The 14,146-nt window shown below is 71.6% G+C and carries 20 protein-coding genes; 17 read left to right on the top strand and 3 right to left on the bottom strand.

The window, feature by feature from the left end:
• Nucleotides 1-122: 122 nt before the first annotated feature.
• Nucleotides 123-620: a heme-binding beta-barrel domain-containing protein gene (locus tag AC1DX8_RS03400; protein WP_477628500.1), complete on the top strand. Its 498-nt coding sequence runs from the start codon at nucleotides 123-125 to the stop codon at nucleotides 618-620.
• A 9-nt stretch (nucleotides 621-629) separates the two neighbouring features.
• On the top strand, nucleotides 630-1,226 hold the full coding sequence (locus AC1DX8_RS03395) for an arsenate reductase/protein-tyrosine-phosphatase family protein (protein ID WP_477628499.1): 597 nt from the start codon (nucleotides 630-632) through the stop codon (nucleotides 1,224-1,226).
• Nucleotides 1,227-1,251: 25 nt separating this feature from the next.
• On the opposite strand, the gene AC1DX8_RS03390 is transcribed toward AC1DX8_RS03395, so the two are convergent.
• Nucleotides 1,252-2,274, bottom strand: a complete 1,023-nt coding sequence (locus AC1DX8_RS03390; protein WP_477628498.1) for an LCP family protein — start codon at nucleotides 2,272-2,274, stop codon at nucleotides 1,252-1,254.
• Nucleotides 2,275-2,335: 61 nt separating this feature from the next.
• Between AC1DX8_RS03390 and AC1DX8_RS03385 the strand changes: the two genes are divergently transcribed.
• The 9 genes from AC1DX8_RS03385 (at nucleotide 2,336) to AC1DX8_RS03345 (ending at nucleotide 8,357) form a co-directional block, all read left to right on the top strand.
• Nucleotides 2,336-2,755, top strand: coding sequence for a Fur family transcriptional regulator (locus AC1DX8_RS03385; protein WP_477628497.1), 420 nt, complete (start codon nucleotides 2,336-2,338; stop codon nucleotides 2,753-2,755).
• Complete coding sequence (ygfZ, locus tag AC1DX8_RS03380) at nucleotides 2,740-3,798, top strand: CAF17-like 4Fe-4S cluster assembly/insertion protein YgfZ (protein ID WP_477628496.1); 1,059 nt, start codon at nucleotides 2,740-2,742, stop codon at nucleotides 3,796-3,798. Before AC1DX8_RS03385 ends, ygfZ begins: the two co-directional genes overlap by 16 nt.
• 50 nt (nucleotides 3,799-3,848) lie before the next feature.
• On the top strand, nucleotides 3,849-4,703 hold the full coding sequence (locus AC1DX8_RS03375) for a beta-keto acid cleavage family enzyme (RefSeq protein WP_477628495.1): 855 nt from the start codon (nucleotides 3,849-3,851) through the stop codon (nucleotides 4,701-4,703).
• Nucleotides 4,704-4,848: 145 nt separating this feature from the next.
• A complete protein-coding gene (locus tag AC1DX8_RS03370; protein ID WP_477628494.1) occupies nucleotides 4,849-5,301 on the top strand; it encodes a helix-turn-helix domain-containing protein in 453 nt (150 codons plus the stop codon).
• A 1-nt stretch (nucleotide 5,302) separates the two neighbouring features.
• On the top strand, nucleotides 5,303-5,989 hold the full coding sequence (locus tag AC1DX8_RS03365) for a hypothetical protein (RefSeq protein WP_477628493.1): 687 nt from the start codon (nucleotides 5,303-5,305) through the stop codon (nucleotides 5,987-5,989).
• A gap of 192 nt (nucleotides 5,990-6,181) precedes the next feature.
• On the top strand, nucleotides 6,182-7,162 hold the full coding sequence (locus tag AC1DX8_RS03360; protein ID WP_477628492.1) for an asparaginase: 981 nt from the start codon (nucleotides 6,182-6,184) through the stop codon (nucleotides 7,160-7,162).
• Between the two features lie 3 nt (nucleotides 7,163-7,165).
• Entirely contained in the window at nucleotides 7,166-7,591 is a 426-nt protein-coding gene (gene dtd / locus AC1DX8_RS03355; RefSeq protein WP_477628491.1) for a D-aminoacyl-tRNA deacylase, read from the top strand.
• Nucleotides 7,592-7,626: 35 nt separating this feature from the next.
• On the top strand, nucleotides 7,627-7,959 hold the full coding sequence (locus AC1DX8_RS03350; RefSeq protein ID WP_477628490.1) for a DUF2516 family protein: 333 nt from the start codon (nucleotides 7,627-7,629) through the stop codon (nucleotides 7,957-7,959).
• A complete protein-coding gene (locus tag AC1DX8_RS03345) occupies nucleotides 7,956-8,357 on the top strand; it encodes a phosphomannose isomerase type II C-terminal cupin domain (RefSeq protein ID WP_477628489.1) in 402 nt (133 codons plus the stop codon). The genes AC1DX8_RS03350 and AC1DX8_RS03345 overlap by 4 nt, the downstream gene beginning before the upstream one ends.
• A gap of 10 nt (nucleotides 8,358-8,367) precedes the next feature.
• On the opposite strand, the gene AC1DX8_RS03340 is transcribed toward AC1DX8_RS03345, so the two are convergent.
• Nucleotides 8,368-9,183, bottom strand: a complete 816-nt coding sequence (locus AC1DX8_RS03340) for a class I SAM-dependent methyltransferase (RefSeq protein WP_477628488.1) — start codon at nucleotides 9,181-9,183, stop codon at nucleotides 8,368-8,370.
• Between the two features lie 183 nt (nucleotides 9,184-9,366).
• Here AC1DX8_RS03340 and AC1DX8_RS03335 point away from each other — a divergent pair, with 183 nt between their 5' ends.
• The 6 genes from AC1DX8_RS03335 (at nucleotide 9,367) to AC1DX8_RS03310 (ending at nucleotide 13,815) form a co-directional block, all read left to right on the top strand.
• Nucleotides 9,367-10,062 (top strand): TetR/AcrR family transcriptional regulator, encoded by a 696-nt coding sequence (locus AC1DX8_RS03335; protein ID WP_477628487.1) that lies wholly within the window; start codon nucleotides 9,367-9,369, stop codon nucleotides 10,060-10,062.
• Nucleotides 10,059-10,949 carry a hypothetical protein gene (locus AC1DX8_RS03330; RefSeq protein WP_477628486.1) on the top strand — a complete coding sequence of 297 codons (891 nt, stop codon included), beginning with the start codon at nucleotides 10,059-10,061 and terminating at the stop codon, nucleotides 10,947-10,949. Before AC1DX8_RS03335 ends, AC1DX8_RS03330 begins: the two co-directional genes overlap by 4 nt.
• A gap of 29 nt (nucleotides 10,950-10,978) precedes the next feature.
• Nucleotides 10,979-12,292: a D-inositol-3-phosphate glycosyltransferase gene (gene mshA, locus AC1DX8_RS03325; protein ID WP_477628485.1), complete on the top strand. Its 1,314-nt coding sequence runs from the start codon at nucleotides 10,979-10,981 to the stop codon at nucleotides 12,290-12,292.
• The gene (locus AC1DX8_RS03320) at nucleotides 12,289-12,786 is read left to right on the top strand and encodes a YbjN domain-containing protein (protein ID WP_477628484.1); all 498 of its coding nucleotides are present in this window, start codon (nucleotides 12,289-12,291) and stop codon (nucleotides 12,784-12,786) included. The genes mshA and AC1DX8_RS03320 overlap by 4 nt, the downstream gene beginning before the upstream one ends.
• A gap of 90 nt (nucleotides 12,787-12,876) precedes the next feature.
• On the top strand, nucleotides 12,877-13,071 hold the full coding sequence (locus tag AC1DX8_RS03315) for a DUF6767 domain-containing protein (protein WP_477628483.1): 195 nt from the start codon (nucleotides 12,877-12,879) through the stop codon (nucleotides 13,069-13,071).
• Nucleotides 13,072-13,080: 9 nt separating this feature from the next.
• Complete coding sequence (locus tag AC1DX8_RS03310; protein WP_477628482.1) at nucleotides 13,081-13,815, top strand: phosphoglyceromutase; 735 nt, start codon at nucleotides 13,081-13,083, stop codon at nucleotides 13,813-13,815.
• On the opposite strand, the gene AC1DX8_RS03305 is transcribed toward AC1DX8_RS03310, so the two are convergent.
• The coding region (locus AC1DX8_RS03305; protein WP_477628481.1) for a hypothetical protein at nucleotides 13,812-14,146 on the bottom strand (335 nt) is incomplete at its 5' end. The genes AC1DX8_RS03310 and AC1DX8_RS03305 overlap by 4 nt on opposite strands.

The raw sequence follows: 14,146 nt of genomic DNA, 5'->3' as shown, positions 1-14,146 counted from the left end.
GTCGCACAGGCTACGATCTGGCGCGTGCACACGTTCTACATCTCCCTGCTCGCCCTGACGGCCGTGGTGATCACCTGGTTCGCGGGATTCGTCGTCTACCGCCTGGTGAAGACGCCCCGCTGATGCAGTTCACCCTCGACCCCGACCTCCCCCGTGCGCTCGCCCCCCTCGCCTGGCTGATCGGCCGCTGGGAGGGCGCGGGCGTGGTCGGCTACCCCACCATCGAGTCGGCCCATTTCGGCCAGGAGCTCGAGGTGACCCACGACGGCCGGCCGTTCCTCGAGTGGCACAGCCGCACGTGGCTGCTCGACGAGGCCGGCGAGAAGGTCCGCCCGTTGGCCACCGAGGTGGGCTTCTGGCGCCCGTTCGACGACGGCGAGGTCGAGCTGCTGCTGGCCCACCCGACGGGGATCGTGGAGCTCTACTACGGCAAGGCCGAGCCCGCCAAGATCGAGCTGCGCACCGACGGGGTCCTGCGCAGCCCGCACGCCAAGGAGTACAACGCCGCGAGCCGCCTCTACGGCCTGGTGAACTCGAACCTGATGTGGGCGATGGACATGGCCGCCGTCGGCCAACCCATCCAGAGCCACCTCTCGGCCGAGCTCAAGCGCGTCGGCTAGGTCTCGGCCATGGCGCCGACCCCGGGGCGGGTCCTGACGGTCTGCACCGGCAACATCTGCCGCTCGCCGTTCCTCGAGCGTGCCTTGCAGGCCGAGCTCGACCGCTCGTGGGGTCCTGGCGGGGTCGAGGTCTCGAGCGCCGGCACGGGCGCCCTCGCGGGCCACCCCATGGAGGACCAGGCGCGTTCGCTGTTGGAGGCCAACGGGTATGCCGCGGACGGCTTTCGCGCGCGCGACCTCACCAGCGAGATGGTCGCCGACGCAGACCTGGTGCTCACCGCCACCCGGGCGCACCGCAGCAAGGTGATGACGTTGCACCCCAAGGCAGTTCGCTACACGTTCACCTTCCGGGAGTTCGCCCACCTCGCCTCGGGGCTGAGCGACGACGAGTTGGCCGACGCCCTCGACGGCGGGGTGCACCCCCGCGACCACCTCGTCCGCGTCGTGGCCCTGGCCACCGGGCAGCGCGGCATGGGTGCCCCGCTCGCCGGCGACGACGCCGATGTGGTGGACCCCTACCGCCGTCCCACCCGGGTGTTCGAGGACATGACGGCCCAGATCATGGGCGCCCTGCCCGCGGTGGTGCGCGCGCTCGGCAAGCCCTGACGCCGGCGCCCACGCCGGACGTGGGCTAGGGCGTGTGGGTCTTGTCCTGGTACTTGCTCATCGCGTCGGCCTGCAACGCGGCGCCCAACGCCTTCATCCCCGACTCGTCGACGACGTCGATGGACGCCCCGCCGGGTGAGGTGCCGAAACCGCTGAACGGAGCGGTCACGAACGCGATGTCCTTGCCCCGCAGGTTGCGCAGGGCGAACGCCTCGCTGCGCATCTCGGCGACGCTGAACCCGTTGTCGACCGTGAGGTTCGAGGTACCGGCGTCGACGAACTGCGCGAGCGTGATGGGGTTGGCGAGCACGTCCTTGCTCAGCGACTTGAGCATGAGGGCCTTGATGAACGCCTGCTGGCGCCGTCCCCGGGAGATGTCGCCCTCGCTGAGCTGCTTGCGCTCGCGGACGAACGCGAGCGCCGCCGCACCGCTCATCTGGTTGAAGCCCTTGTGGAAGGCGTACCCGCGGCTGTTGCTGGCCTGCTCGGCGTAGACGTTCACCCCACCGACCGCGTCCGTCATGTTCTTGAAGCCCTCGAAGCCCACGAGTGCGACGTGGTCGATCGGCACCCCCACGAGGTCCTGCAGGGTCCGGACGAGCAGCGGGGCGCCGCCGTACGCGAAGGCCGCGTTGATCTTGTCCTTGCCGTGGCCAGGCACCGAGACCCAGAGGTCGCGGGGGAAGTGCACCAGCGTGACCGTCTTGCGGTCGCTGGCCACGTGCACGAGGACGATGACGTCGGACCGGGCACCGGCCAGCCCCGCACGGGCGTCCGAGCCGATGATGAGGATGTTCTGGGCTCCCTTGGCCGCCGGGGCAACGGTCGGGGCGTCGGTCGCGCCGTCGACCCCCGGTGTGGGGAGCAGGGCCTCGTGCTTCACGTTCGTGGTGACCGTGTGGTTGAGGAAGGCGAGGTAGCTCGCACCACCGCCGAGGACGAGGAGGATGACGACGGCAACCACGATGCCGATGGTGCGCCGCAGTCGTCGGCGGCGTGGCGGTTCCGCCGCGGGGGCGGTCTCGATGGTCTCGAACTGGTCCAGCACCCACCAAGTGTAGGTAGGTCGCGCCGATCCCGACCTACGTCGCGCGACGTACAGTGTCGTCGTGCGACCGGACGTTGGCGAACAGCTGCGGGCCCAGGGGCGGCGGATGACGCCCCAGCGCCAGCGGGTGCTCGACGCCGTCGCTCGACTGGGCCACGCGACTCCCGAGGACGTCGTCGCAGGGGTCGCCGAGGACGGCGGCCCGGCGTTGGCGCCGTCGACCGTCTACCGCGCGCTCGAGGCCCTCGAGTCGCTGGCGATCGTCGGCCACACCCACCTCGACCACGGCGCGCCGAGCTACCACCTGGCCGACCACGCGACCCACATCCACCTCGTGTGCCGGACCTGCGGCAGGGTGCAGGAGTGCCCCAAGGAGTACGCCGAGGGCTTCGCGGGGAATGTTCTGGCAGGTTCGGGCTTTGTTGCTGACGTGACACACATGGCGATCCACGGAGAGTGCAGCACATGCGCGACGCGCTAGGCACGACGACCGACCCGGTGGCGTCCACGCCCGTCCGGTCGGTGCTCCTCGACCGTCACGGCGCCGTCGAGGGCGACGGCCCCGACGCCGGTGTCGCTGCCCATTACGGAGACCCGCTGCGCGAGCAGCGCCTCATCACCGAAGGCCTGGCGGTCGTCGACCTGTCGCACCGCGGCGTCGTGACGGTCTCCGGCCCCGACCGCCTCTCCTGGCTGCACTCGATCACCAGCCAGCAGCTGACCGGGCTGCCCCCGCGCCAGTCACGCGAGGCGCTGGTGCTCACCCCCAAGGGTCACGTCGAGCACAACCTCCACCTGGTCGACGACGGCGAGACGGCCTGGATCACGACCGAGCCCGGGCAGTCCGCGGCGCTCACCACCTGGCTCAACTCCATGCGGTTCATGCTCCGGGTCGAGGTGGCCGACGTGACGTCCGAGTGGGCGGTCCTCGGTGAGCCCTCGGCTTCCGAGTCCCAGCCCGGTGAGCTCCTCGCGTGGCGCGACCCGTGGCCCGACCTGGTCGGTGACACCGCGGCATACGGTCCGGTGGACGGGCACCCCGCGCTGGGGCGCGCGTGGCGCGAGGTGCTGGTGCCGCGCGCGGCACTGGCCGAGGTGGTCGGCGACCGTGACCTGGCCGGCACGTGGGCCAGTGAGGCGCTGCGCGTCGAGGCCTGGCGTCCGCGACTCGGGTTCGAGACCGACCACCGCACCATCGCCCACGAGGTCGACTGGCTGCGCACCGCCGTCCACCTCCACAAGGGTTGTTACCGCGGGCAGGAGACCGTCGCGCGGGTGCACAACCTCGGCCGACCGCCACGCCGCCTCGTCTTCCTCCACCTCGACGGCTCCGGCCACACGCTCCCCGAGCGCGGGTCGGCGGTCCTGGCCGGCGACCGGCAGGTCGGTCACCTCACGTCGGTGGCGCGGCACTTCGAGGACGGCCCGATCGGGCTGGCACTGGTCAAGCGCAACACCCCGGTCGACGAGGTCCTCGACGTCGCAGGCGTGAGCGCGAGCCAGGTCGTGGTCGTCGCCCCCTAGCATCGCTGGCCCCGCACGGGCCCGGCCGCGCTGCTGCCATGATGTCGGCCATGCAGCTGTCGAAAGGCTCCACAACGACCGGCACCCTCATCACCGTCGCGCCCACGGGCGCCGAGCTGGCGAAGGCAGACTTCCCGCAGCTGCCGACCACCCTCGACGAGCTCGTCGAGACTGCGGTCGCCTGCGAGGCCGCGGGCGCGGCCATGATCCACCTCCACATCCGGGACGGCGAGCACCGCCCGACGCTCGACCACGCACACCTCAAGGCAGCAGTCGATGCGCTTCGCGAGCAGACCTCCCTGGTCATCCAGCTGTCCACCGGGGGCAGCGTGCACGACCCGCTCGACCAGCGGCTGACGGTGTTGGACGCCGAGCCCGACTCGTGCAGCCTCACCTGCGGCACGACCAACTTCGGTGATGACGTCTTCCTCAACCCCTACGGCTTCATGTCCGATCTCTACGTGCAGGCCCAGGAGCGCGAGGTGGTGCCGGAGTTCGAGCTCTTCGAGCTCGGGCACGTGGCGTCGCTGGCGCGCCTCATCGACGCCCACGGCCTTCCGTTCGGGGACAAGGTGCACGTCGACTTCGTCACCGGGGTGCCAGGAGGTATGCCGGGCACGCCCGCGGCGCTGCTCGCCGGGGTCGCGATGCTGCCGCCCGAGGTCACCTCGTGGTCGGCGACCGGCATCGGACGAAGCCACCTCCCGGTCGCTKCCGCGGCGCTCGCGGCGGGCGGTCACCTGCGCGTCGGCATGGAGGACAACGTCGTCTACGCGCGGGGCGTGCCGGTGGAGCACAACTCCCAGCTCGTCGAGCGCGCCGCGCACCTCGCCGAGGTGATGCAACGCCCCGCCCTGTCGACGGCGGACGCCCGCGCCATGCTCGGCGTCAAGGACCGCGGCTGACCCGGCCGCGCGCCATACCCCCCCTTTTATCGGGTTGCCCGAGAGGGATGGGACCGGGTGGATGGTGGGTGGATGTATGCCGTGTGATGGGGAACACGCTGCCTCCAGTTTGCATTCTGCTAACTAAAGCAAGCACACTGGGGGTATGAGCAGAATTCCGTTGGGGCCGCTGGGCGGCAACAACCTGGGTGACTACCTGCGGGAGCAGCGTCAGTCCGCCCGGCTCTCGCTGCGCCAGCTCTCCGAGCTCGCCGGCGTGTCCAACCCCTACCTTTCCCAGATCGAGCGCGGGTTGAAGAAGCCCAGTGCCGAGATCCTCCAGCAGCTCGCCAAGGGCCTCGAGGTCTCCGCGGAGTCGCTCTACGTCAGGGCCGGGATCCTCGACGAGCGGCACGGCGACGCCCCGGCGTCCCACGGTGCGGCCGTCGACACCAGGGCCGCCATCGGCGCCGACCCGCAGCTCACCGATCGCCAGAAGGCCGCGCTCCTCGACATCTACGACTCGTTCGTGGGCACCGAGAAGGCACCGACCCGCAGGCGTTCGACCGCCACCAAGACCACCAAGACCACCAAAACCCCTCGCAAACAAGGAGCATGACATGGCCATCGTTGCCGACATCCGCAAGAACGTCATCGACACCACTCCCGTGTTCGCCGCCGTCGGCCTGACCGACCTCGCGGTGGAGAAGGTCCGCGACGCCCGCCTCAAGGCCACCGCGGTCCGCATCGACCTCGACGCCACGAAGCTCCAGGCCAAGGCCCAGGCGCGCGTGACCGAAGCCGCCGAGCAGGCGCAGGAGCTCCCGGCCCTGGCGCTCAACCGCGGCCTCGAGATCGCCGGCAAGGCGCAGGAGACCTACGAGACCGTCGCCGCCCGCGGTGAGAAGCTCGTCAAGCGCGTCCGCACCCAGAAGTCGACCAAGGACCTCATCGCGCAGGCCGAGGCCACCTTCGCCCTCGGCAAGGGTGCCGTCACCACGGTGCGCAAGTCCGCGACCGACATCCAGCGCTCGGCCAAGGCCACGCTGACCACCGGTCGCAAGCAGACCGTCGTCGTCGCCGACGCGATCGTCGACTCCGTCGCCGTGGAGGCCACCGAGGCCAGCCAGGCCGTCACCAAGGCCGCGACCGCGACCCGCACCGCCGCCAAGCGCACCGCGACGACCACCAAGAAGCGCGCCGCCGCGACCAAGTCCGCCACCAAGGGCGCGACCACCAGCGCGAAGAAGACCGCCACCGCCACCAAGAAGGCCAGCACCGCTGCCGCCAAGAAGGTCGGCGACTGACGCCTCGCCCCCAGCCATTCGGCCCTCTCCCGTGATCCGGGAGGGGGCCGTTTGCCTGTCGTGGCCGACGTGTTCCACGCCGGAACCGTTCGGCCTCACCCGAGATCCTTTCCGGGGTGGAGGCCGACCTTGTCCCTGGGCCCGATCAAGGTGGGACGTGGGCGACGGTCGGTGGGTGGCTAGGCTCGGACGGTGAGCACGCCGCATACCCAGACCCCTCCCGCCCTCGACCAGGCCCCGGTCCTCGCCCACTACGTGCGGGGCGGCTTCGTGGAGTCGGCCCACCGCGCGAGCGTGGTCGCCACGGCGCCCGACGGGAGCCACCTGCTGGCACTGGGCGCCGTCGACGACCCGATCTTCCCGAGGTCGTCCAACAAGCCGGTGCAGACCTTGGCGATGGTGCGCGCCGGCCTGCGCATGCCGGCCGCCCACCTCGCGCTCGCGTCCGCCAGCCACTCGGGCGAGGACTTCCACGTGGCCGCCGTGCGCGAGATGCTCGCCTCCGTGGGGCTCGACGAGGGCGCGCTCCAGAACACCCCGGACTACCCCGTGAACGAGGAGGCCCGTGAGGCCGTTCTCCGGGCGGGTGGCGGCAAGCTGCCGATCACGCAGAACTGCTCCGGCAAGCACGCCGCGATGCTGGTCACCTGCGTCGTCAACGGGTGGGACACCGCGACCTACCGCGACCCCGCGCACCCGCTGCAGCAGGCCATCTCGCAGACCCTGGCCGAGCTGACCGGCGACGAGATCACCGCGGTCGCCGTCGACGGCTGCGGGGCGCCCGTCATGGCGGTCACCCTCGCCGGGCTCGCGCGCGCGTTCGGCCGGATGGCCTCCGCCGAGCCGGGAACCCACGAGGCCGAGGTCGCCGACGCGATCCGCGGCAACCCGGCCTACCTCGGGGGCACGGGGCGCGACGTCACGGCGCTCATCGAGGCCACGCCCGGACTGATCGCCAAGGACGGCGCCGAGTCGGTGTATGCCGTCGGGCTGGCCGACGGGCGCGGCGTCGCCGTCAAGGTCGCCGACGGCTACCCCCGGGCCAAGCCGGTCATCCTCGCCGCGGCCCTGCGGCGCCTCGGGGTCGAGTCGGCTGCCCTGGCGCAGCTCGAGCACTCCCCGGTGCTGGGGCACGGCGAACCCGTCGGTGCCATCGTCGCCGTCAACCTCTGACCCGTGCGTGCCGTCCTGCAACGGGTGACCAGCGCGTCGGTCACCGTCGACGGTGAGGTGGTCGGGTCGATCGGCCGCCCGGGGCTGCTGGCGCTCGTCGGGGTGACGCACGACGACGGACCGGCACAGGCCGTGGCGCTCGCCCGCAAGATCGGCGACCTGCGGATCCTGCGCGACGAGCGGTCCGTCGCCGACGAGGGCGCGCCGGTCCTGGTGGTCAGCCAGTTCACGCTCTACGCCGACACCCGCAAGGGTCGGCGGCCGTCGTGGGGAGCCGCGGCGCCGGGCGCGGTGGCCGAGCCGCTCGTCGACGCGGTCGTGGCGGCCCTGCGGGGCCGGGGGATCGAGGTGGCGACGGGGCGGTTCGGGGCGATGATGGAGGTGGCACTCGTCAACGACGGTCCCGTCACGCTCGTCGTCGACGCGTGAGCGTGTCGGTGTCTCCTGACCCTTAGGCTGTCCTCATGTTCAACGGACTGTTCACCGCTCAGGGCATCATCACCCTGCTGCTGGGCTTCGCCGCCTTCGCTGCCGAGGTGTTCGCGCTCGTCGATGCAGTGCGGCACCGTCCGGACGCCTTCGTGGCGGCAGGCAAGCGCACCAAGCAGTTCTGGACGATCGTCCTCGCGGTCGCCGTCCTGCTCGGCTTCGTCTCGATCGGGAGCCAGCTGACCTTCTCCATCGGCCTCATCGCCGTGGTGGCCGCGGGCATCTACCTCGCGGACGTGCGTCCCGCTCTGCGGCAGGTCAGTGGCGGTCGCGGTGGCCAGCACATGGGACCGTACGGACCGTGGTGAGCGAAGGACGCGGGACGGACCGCGACGTCGCGGACCTGGCCGACCCGCGCGACGGCGTCTTCACCCAGCACCGGCCTTGGGGGCAGTTCCAGCAGTTCGTCTCGAACGAGCGGGTCACCGTCAAGATCATCACGGTCGAGCCCGGCCACCGGCTCTCCCTGCAGACCCACGACCACCGTGGCGAGTTCTGGCAGGTGCTCGACGTGCCCATCGAGGTGACGGTGGGTGACCGCACCTGGGCCGCACAGCCCGGTGAGGCCGTCTGGGTGCCCTGCCAGGCCGTCCACCGCATGGCCAACCGGGGTGACCGGTCCGGACGCCTGCTGGAGATCGCCTACGGCGACTTCGACGAGGCCGACATCGTGCGCCTCGAGGACGACTACGCCCGCGAGGGCTGACCCCTCGCCCTCAGGGTGAGGTATGCCGCGTGGCGGCGTCCGGGGCGACGGCCGACCAGTCGACGGTGACCTCGCCGAGCCGCCACCGGGACGGTCCGTCGGCGACCGGCCACCCCTCGTCGCGCACGGCCTCGACGGCCGCCAGGAAGCGTTGGCGCACCCCGAAGCTGGCGTGGTGGGCCGACCGGAGCCAGGCCCGGTCCAGCGCGCGCAGCCAGTCGCGCACCGGCTCGCCTTCGATGTTGCGGTGGATGAGGGCCTTGGGGAGGCGCTCGGCGATGTCGGAGGGTCGGTCCAGCCCGCGCAGCCGCCAGGACAGGCTGAGCGACAGGGGGCCGGTCCGGTCGACGGCGATCCAGGCGCTGCGCCGCCCCAGCTCGTCGCAGGTGCCGTCGACGAGGAGCCCGGTGGCGGTCAACCGCTGCTGCATGGTGGCCCAGGCGTCCGCCACCTCCGACTCGTCGTACTGTCGCAGCACGTTGAAGGCCCGCACGATGGTGGCGTCGCGACCGTCCAGGGGCACCTCGAAGCCGCCGAGCCGGAACGACAGCCCGTCGCGCTCGAGCGGCCGGCCGAGGGCGACCCGGTCGGGCTCGATCTCGATGCCCACGACCTGGAGGTCGGGCCGCACCTTCGTCAGTCGGTCGTGCAGCTCGACCGCCGTGACCGGCGAGGCGCCGTAGCCGAGGTCGACCACTACCGGCACTGCCTCCGACCGCCTCAGTCGCCAGGCCTGCGGGCCGGCGAGCCAGCGGTCGACCCGACGCAGCCGGTTGGGGTTGGTGGTGCCGCGGGTGATGGTGCCCACCGGGCGCTGCCGAGCCACGAGCCGAAGCCTAGGCCCGCGCACTGGTGGCCACGGGTGTGGCACCGGGCCCGGCATACGGGTGTCTGGTGAGGCACTGGGGGCCACACGTCGGGGAGGGGGGCGAGGGGCTGACTGGCGGGGCCGGGTGACCGGCCTTCTACTGTACACCGTACAGGCGACTGTACGGTGTACAGTGGGCGCATGTCACCTCCCGCGCCGAAGAAGCCTTCGACGCGCCGCGGGTTCAGCACAGAGCAGGTCGCCGAGACCGCCCTGCGGGTGCTGGACGAGCGCGGCGCCGCAGGTCTCTCGGTGCGCTCGGTGGCCACCGAGCTGGGCATCAACCCCAACGCCCTCTACACCTACGTGCGCAGCCGTGAGGACCTCGAGCGCCTGGTCGTCGAGTCGGTGCTCGCCGAGGTGCCGGCGCGAGGGGCCCGCGGCACCTGGCAGTCGCGGATCAGGGGCCTGTGCCTCGACGTGCACGCAGCGCTCGTCCGTCATCCGGGAGCGGCACAGCTGTTCATGAACACTCCCATGGACGGACCCCAGGCGATGGAGCTCGGCGAGGGCCTGCTCCGCGAGCTGACCCGGGCGGGGCTGCCGGCCGCGCAGGCCAGCCGCGCGGCATACGCGTTGATCGTGCAGGTGATCGGCTTTGCCGCGCTGGCCATGGCAGAGACCGAGGGGACCGTGCCCCTCACCCCGGAGGCGGAGCGCATCGCCGGCCGACGGGCCGCGCTGGAGCTCGTGCCGGCCGAGACCCACCCGTTGACCGCCGCCACCCGCGACGCTGCCGCCGCCCGGGTCGGGGAGGCGCAGCTGCGGTGGTCGGTCGACCGGTTGCTCGACGGGTTCGCCTCGCTGGCTGATGCACCGCGAGGCGGCGCGCCGTGAACGGGCCCGCGGTGCACGGGCCCGCGGTGCACGGGCCCCCGGTGCACGGGCCAGCAGGGAAGCCAGGCGCGCGCAGGTGGCAGCTGCTCCGCCTGCAGGCCGGGCGGTGGCGGGAGCGCGACATCAGCCGCAGCATGGTCGCCCTCGTCGTCTCCCTGACCGCACTGGCCCTGCTGGGTCTGGCCACGACCGTCCCGGGCTGGGTCTCCCACGGTGAGGGCTTCGTCGACGTGCGCCCCGGCCTGCTCACGGTGGAGGACGACGCCAAGGGCGTGGCGACCCTCGGGGGTGGGGTGACCGTGTCGCTCTACTCCGACGGCATGCGGGTCAGCCGCGACAGCTCGCTGCTCCTGCAGACGGTCATCGGCGGCTCGATGCTGTCGGCCGTCGAGGGGAGTGCGACCACCGACGCGGATGGGCACACCCAGGAGAAGGTGACCGGTCAGCTCGACAACGTCACCATCAAGGAGCTCGTCTTCCTGCCCGGCACGGCCAGCTACTTCGGGACGGTCAGTGACGGCTCGCGTTCGCTGCCGCTGACGATCCGCATCGAGGCGGCGGGTGGGGTGGTGCGCATCGGTGCCTCCGTCAACGGTGCGGACGGCGTCGTCTGGCACCTCAACCGCGAGTCGCTGACCGTCGGCATCCGGCCCGGCCTGCCGTCGATCAACCTGCGCAAGAGGGCCGCCTGGGTGGACCCGAGCACCGTGGAGGGCCGAGCGGTCTTCTCCACCGTGCTCGGCACCGACGTCGGCGTCGGTCCGCAGCGGGTGGCCCGCGGGGTCGACATCCGGGAGGAGGGGCGCACCGACATCCACGTGTGGACCGACGGCTGCTTCCTCACCGTCTCCTCGCAGGCCCGGCACAGCCCCACCTCCACGTCGTAGCCCTCGGGGCCGCGTGGCAGACTCGCGACATGGGCTGCTGCGAACGCATCGACCGCGTCGCGATGCTGAGCGTCCACACCTCCCCGTTGGAGCAGCCGGGCACCGGTGACGCCGGCGGCATGAACGTCTACGTCGTGGAGGTCGCCCACCAGCTGGCCAAGCGCGGGGTGGAGGTCGAGATCTTCACCCGCACCACGACGGCCGACCTGCCGCCGACGGTGGAGATGGAGCCCGGCGTCACCGTGCGCCACGTGACGGCGGGCCCGTACGAAGGTCTGGGCAAGGACGACCTCCCGGGCCAGCTCTGCGCCTTCGCCGCGGGGGTGATGCGCACCGGGGCCCATGAGCCGGAGGGCCACTACAGCCTCGTGCACTCGCACTACTGGCTGTCGGGACAGGTTGGGTGGCTCGCCGCCGACCGGTGGCAGGTGCCGCTCGTGCACACGATGCACACCATGGCCCGGGTGAAGAACCAACACCTCGCCGAGGGCGACACCCCCGAGCCCACCGGCCGTGAGATCGGTGAGGTCCAGGTGGTGGAGGCGGCGGACCGCCTCATCGCCAACACCCTGGGCGAGCGCAACGAGCTGATCGACCTGTATGCCGCGGAGCCCGACAAGGTGGTCGTCGTGCCTCCCGGGGTGGACCTGTCACTCTTCTCGCCGGGCGACCCCCGTGCCGCCCGCGCCGCGGTCGGCCTGCCCCAGGACGCCAAGGTGCTGCTCTTCGTGGGCCGGATCCAGCCCCTCAAGGGCCCGGAGGTGCTGGTCAAGGCGGCCGCGGAGCTGCTCGGCAGGCACCCGGACTGGGCCGGAGAGCTGGTGGTCGCCGTGCTCGGGGGTCCGTCGGGGTCGGGGCTGGCCCACCCCCGGGGGCTCGAGGAGCTCGCGGAGGGGCTCGGCATCAGTGCCCAGGTCCGCTTCGTCCCGCCGGTGCCACGGGCCGAGCTGGCCGACTGGTACCGCGCCGCCGACCTCGTCGCAGTGCCCTCACACTCCGAGTCGTTCGGTCTGGTCGCCGTCGAGGCGCAGGCCTGTGGCACACCGGTGGTCGCTGCCGACGTGGGAGGCCTCCCCACCGCCGTTGGCGAGGCCGGCGTCCTGGTGGACGGTCACGACCCCCACGTCTGGTCGCTCGCCCTGGAAGCCCTCCTCCTCGATCCACAGCAACGAGAAGCATTGAGCCGCAAGGCCATCCAGCATGCGGCCCTCTTCGGGTGGGACCGCACGACCGAGCGCCTGTACGAGGTGTACGTCGAGGCCTGCCGCTCGCGCGCCTTCACCAAGGACGCCCCGTCACCCAACGGCTCGCTGGCCGGCATTCCCGCGGCGGTGGTTCCGTGACACCGGTGACCGGGCTGGCCACGGTGGTGGAGGAGTTCCTCGCCGGGGCGGGGATCGAGTGGGAGCCGGGGGCCAGGGACGGCGAGTTCGTGGTCACGCTGCCCGGGGAGAAGAAGCTCAAGACGGTCGTCTCGCTGGTCGCGGGTCGCGATGCGTTGTCGGTGTCGGCGTTCGTGATGCGCAACCCCGACGAGAACCACGAGGCCTTCTACCGCTACCTCCTGCGCAAGAACCTGCGCCTGCCGGGGTTGGCCTACTCGATCGACAAGGCCGGCGACGTCTACGTGACCGGCCGGGTGCCGGCCGACGGCGTCGACGCGAACTACCTCGACCAGCTGCTCGGGGTGGTCCTGGACGCAGCGGACTCGCACTTCAACGAGCTGTTGGCGATCGGCTTCCTGACGAGCATGCAGAAGGAGTGGGACTGGCGGGTGTCGCGCGGGGAGTCGCTGCGCAACCTCGAGGCGTTCCGCTCACTCCTCGACCACGACTGACCGCCACGGGAACCACGGGAACCAAGGAACCGCTGGACCGCGGGACCTTCGGCCCTGCGCCCGGCTGGCCCCGGGCGGCGACCATGGAGCGTGACGACCTCGTCCCGCCGCGTGCCCATGCCGCAGTGCCCCCTGCGACCCGGTGAACCCTGCTCGTTGTGTTTTCCCGGTGCGACCGGCCCGCAGGACTGTGGGCTGGTCTACCTCGCCATGGACGACCCCGAGCTGCGCGAGGCCCTGCACCAGAACCGGCTCGAGATCAGGGCCATGAGGGCGCGGCACTAGGCTGGCGCCATGGCATACACGCTCATCCTGCTGCGCCACGGGCACTCCGACTGGAACGCCAAGAACCTCTTCACCGGCTGGGTCGACGTCGACCTCAACGACCAGGGCCGCGAGGAAGCGGTCAACGGTGGAAAGCTGTTGAAGGACAAGGGAGTTCTGCCGACCGTCGTGCACACCTCGGTGTTGCGGCGCGCGATCACGACCGCCAACCTGGCGCTCGACGCCGCTGACCGCCACTGGATCCCGGTGCGTCGCGACTGGCGGCTCAACGAGCGGCACTACGGAGCCCTCCAGGGCCTCGACAAGGCGGCCACCCGCGAGAAGTACGGCGACGAGCAGTTCATGCTGTGGCGCCGCTCCTTCGACACCCCGCCGCCGCCGATCGAGGTCGGGTCAGAGTTCGACCAGAGCGGCGACCCGCGCTACGCGGGCATCGAGGTGCCCCGCACCGAGTGCCTCAAGGACGTCATCGCGCGGATGATGCCCTACTGGGAAGGCGCCATCCAGGACGACCTCAAGGCCGGCGAGACGGTCCTGATCACGGCCCACGGCAACAGCCTGCGCGCCCTGGTCAAGCACCTCGACGGCATCAGCGACGAGGACATCGCCGCGCTCAACATCCCGACCGGCCAGCCGTTGGTCTACACCCTCGGTGACGACTTCATGCCGACCAAGCCGGGGGAGTACCTCGACCCGGAGGCTGCTGCCGAGGCCGCCGCCGCGGTGGCCAACCAGGGCCGCTAGGGCGCCACGTCGTAGGGGTCGTCCTTGCCGGGCAGCCGCATCGGCCAGGTGCCGATGAGTGCACCCGAGGAGTCGAAGGTCGAAATCCGGTAGGGCGAACCTGTCTCGGGCCACGCAGCAGTCGTCAGGACCGTGGTGCCGTTCGCCAGGGCGACCTTGGCGGTGTCGGGGTACAGCGTCGGCAGGTCCGAGACGAGCTGCACGCGGGCTGCCCCCGGGGCGACGACCTGGATGCGGGTCGCGGTGCGGTCCGCGTTCTCGGCGGACAGGGCGAACGGCTGCCGATCGGCTGTCGCAGCGTCCACGGGGACGCCGTCCTCGACCCGGGCGG

This window comes from Pedococcus sp. P2_A3, assembly GCF_056405035.1.
Note: the sequence above shows the minus strand (reverse complement) of the source record. Positions and strands in the feature narration are given on the sequence as shown.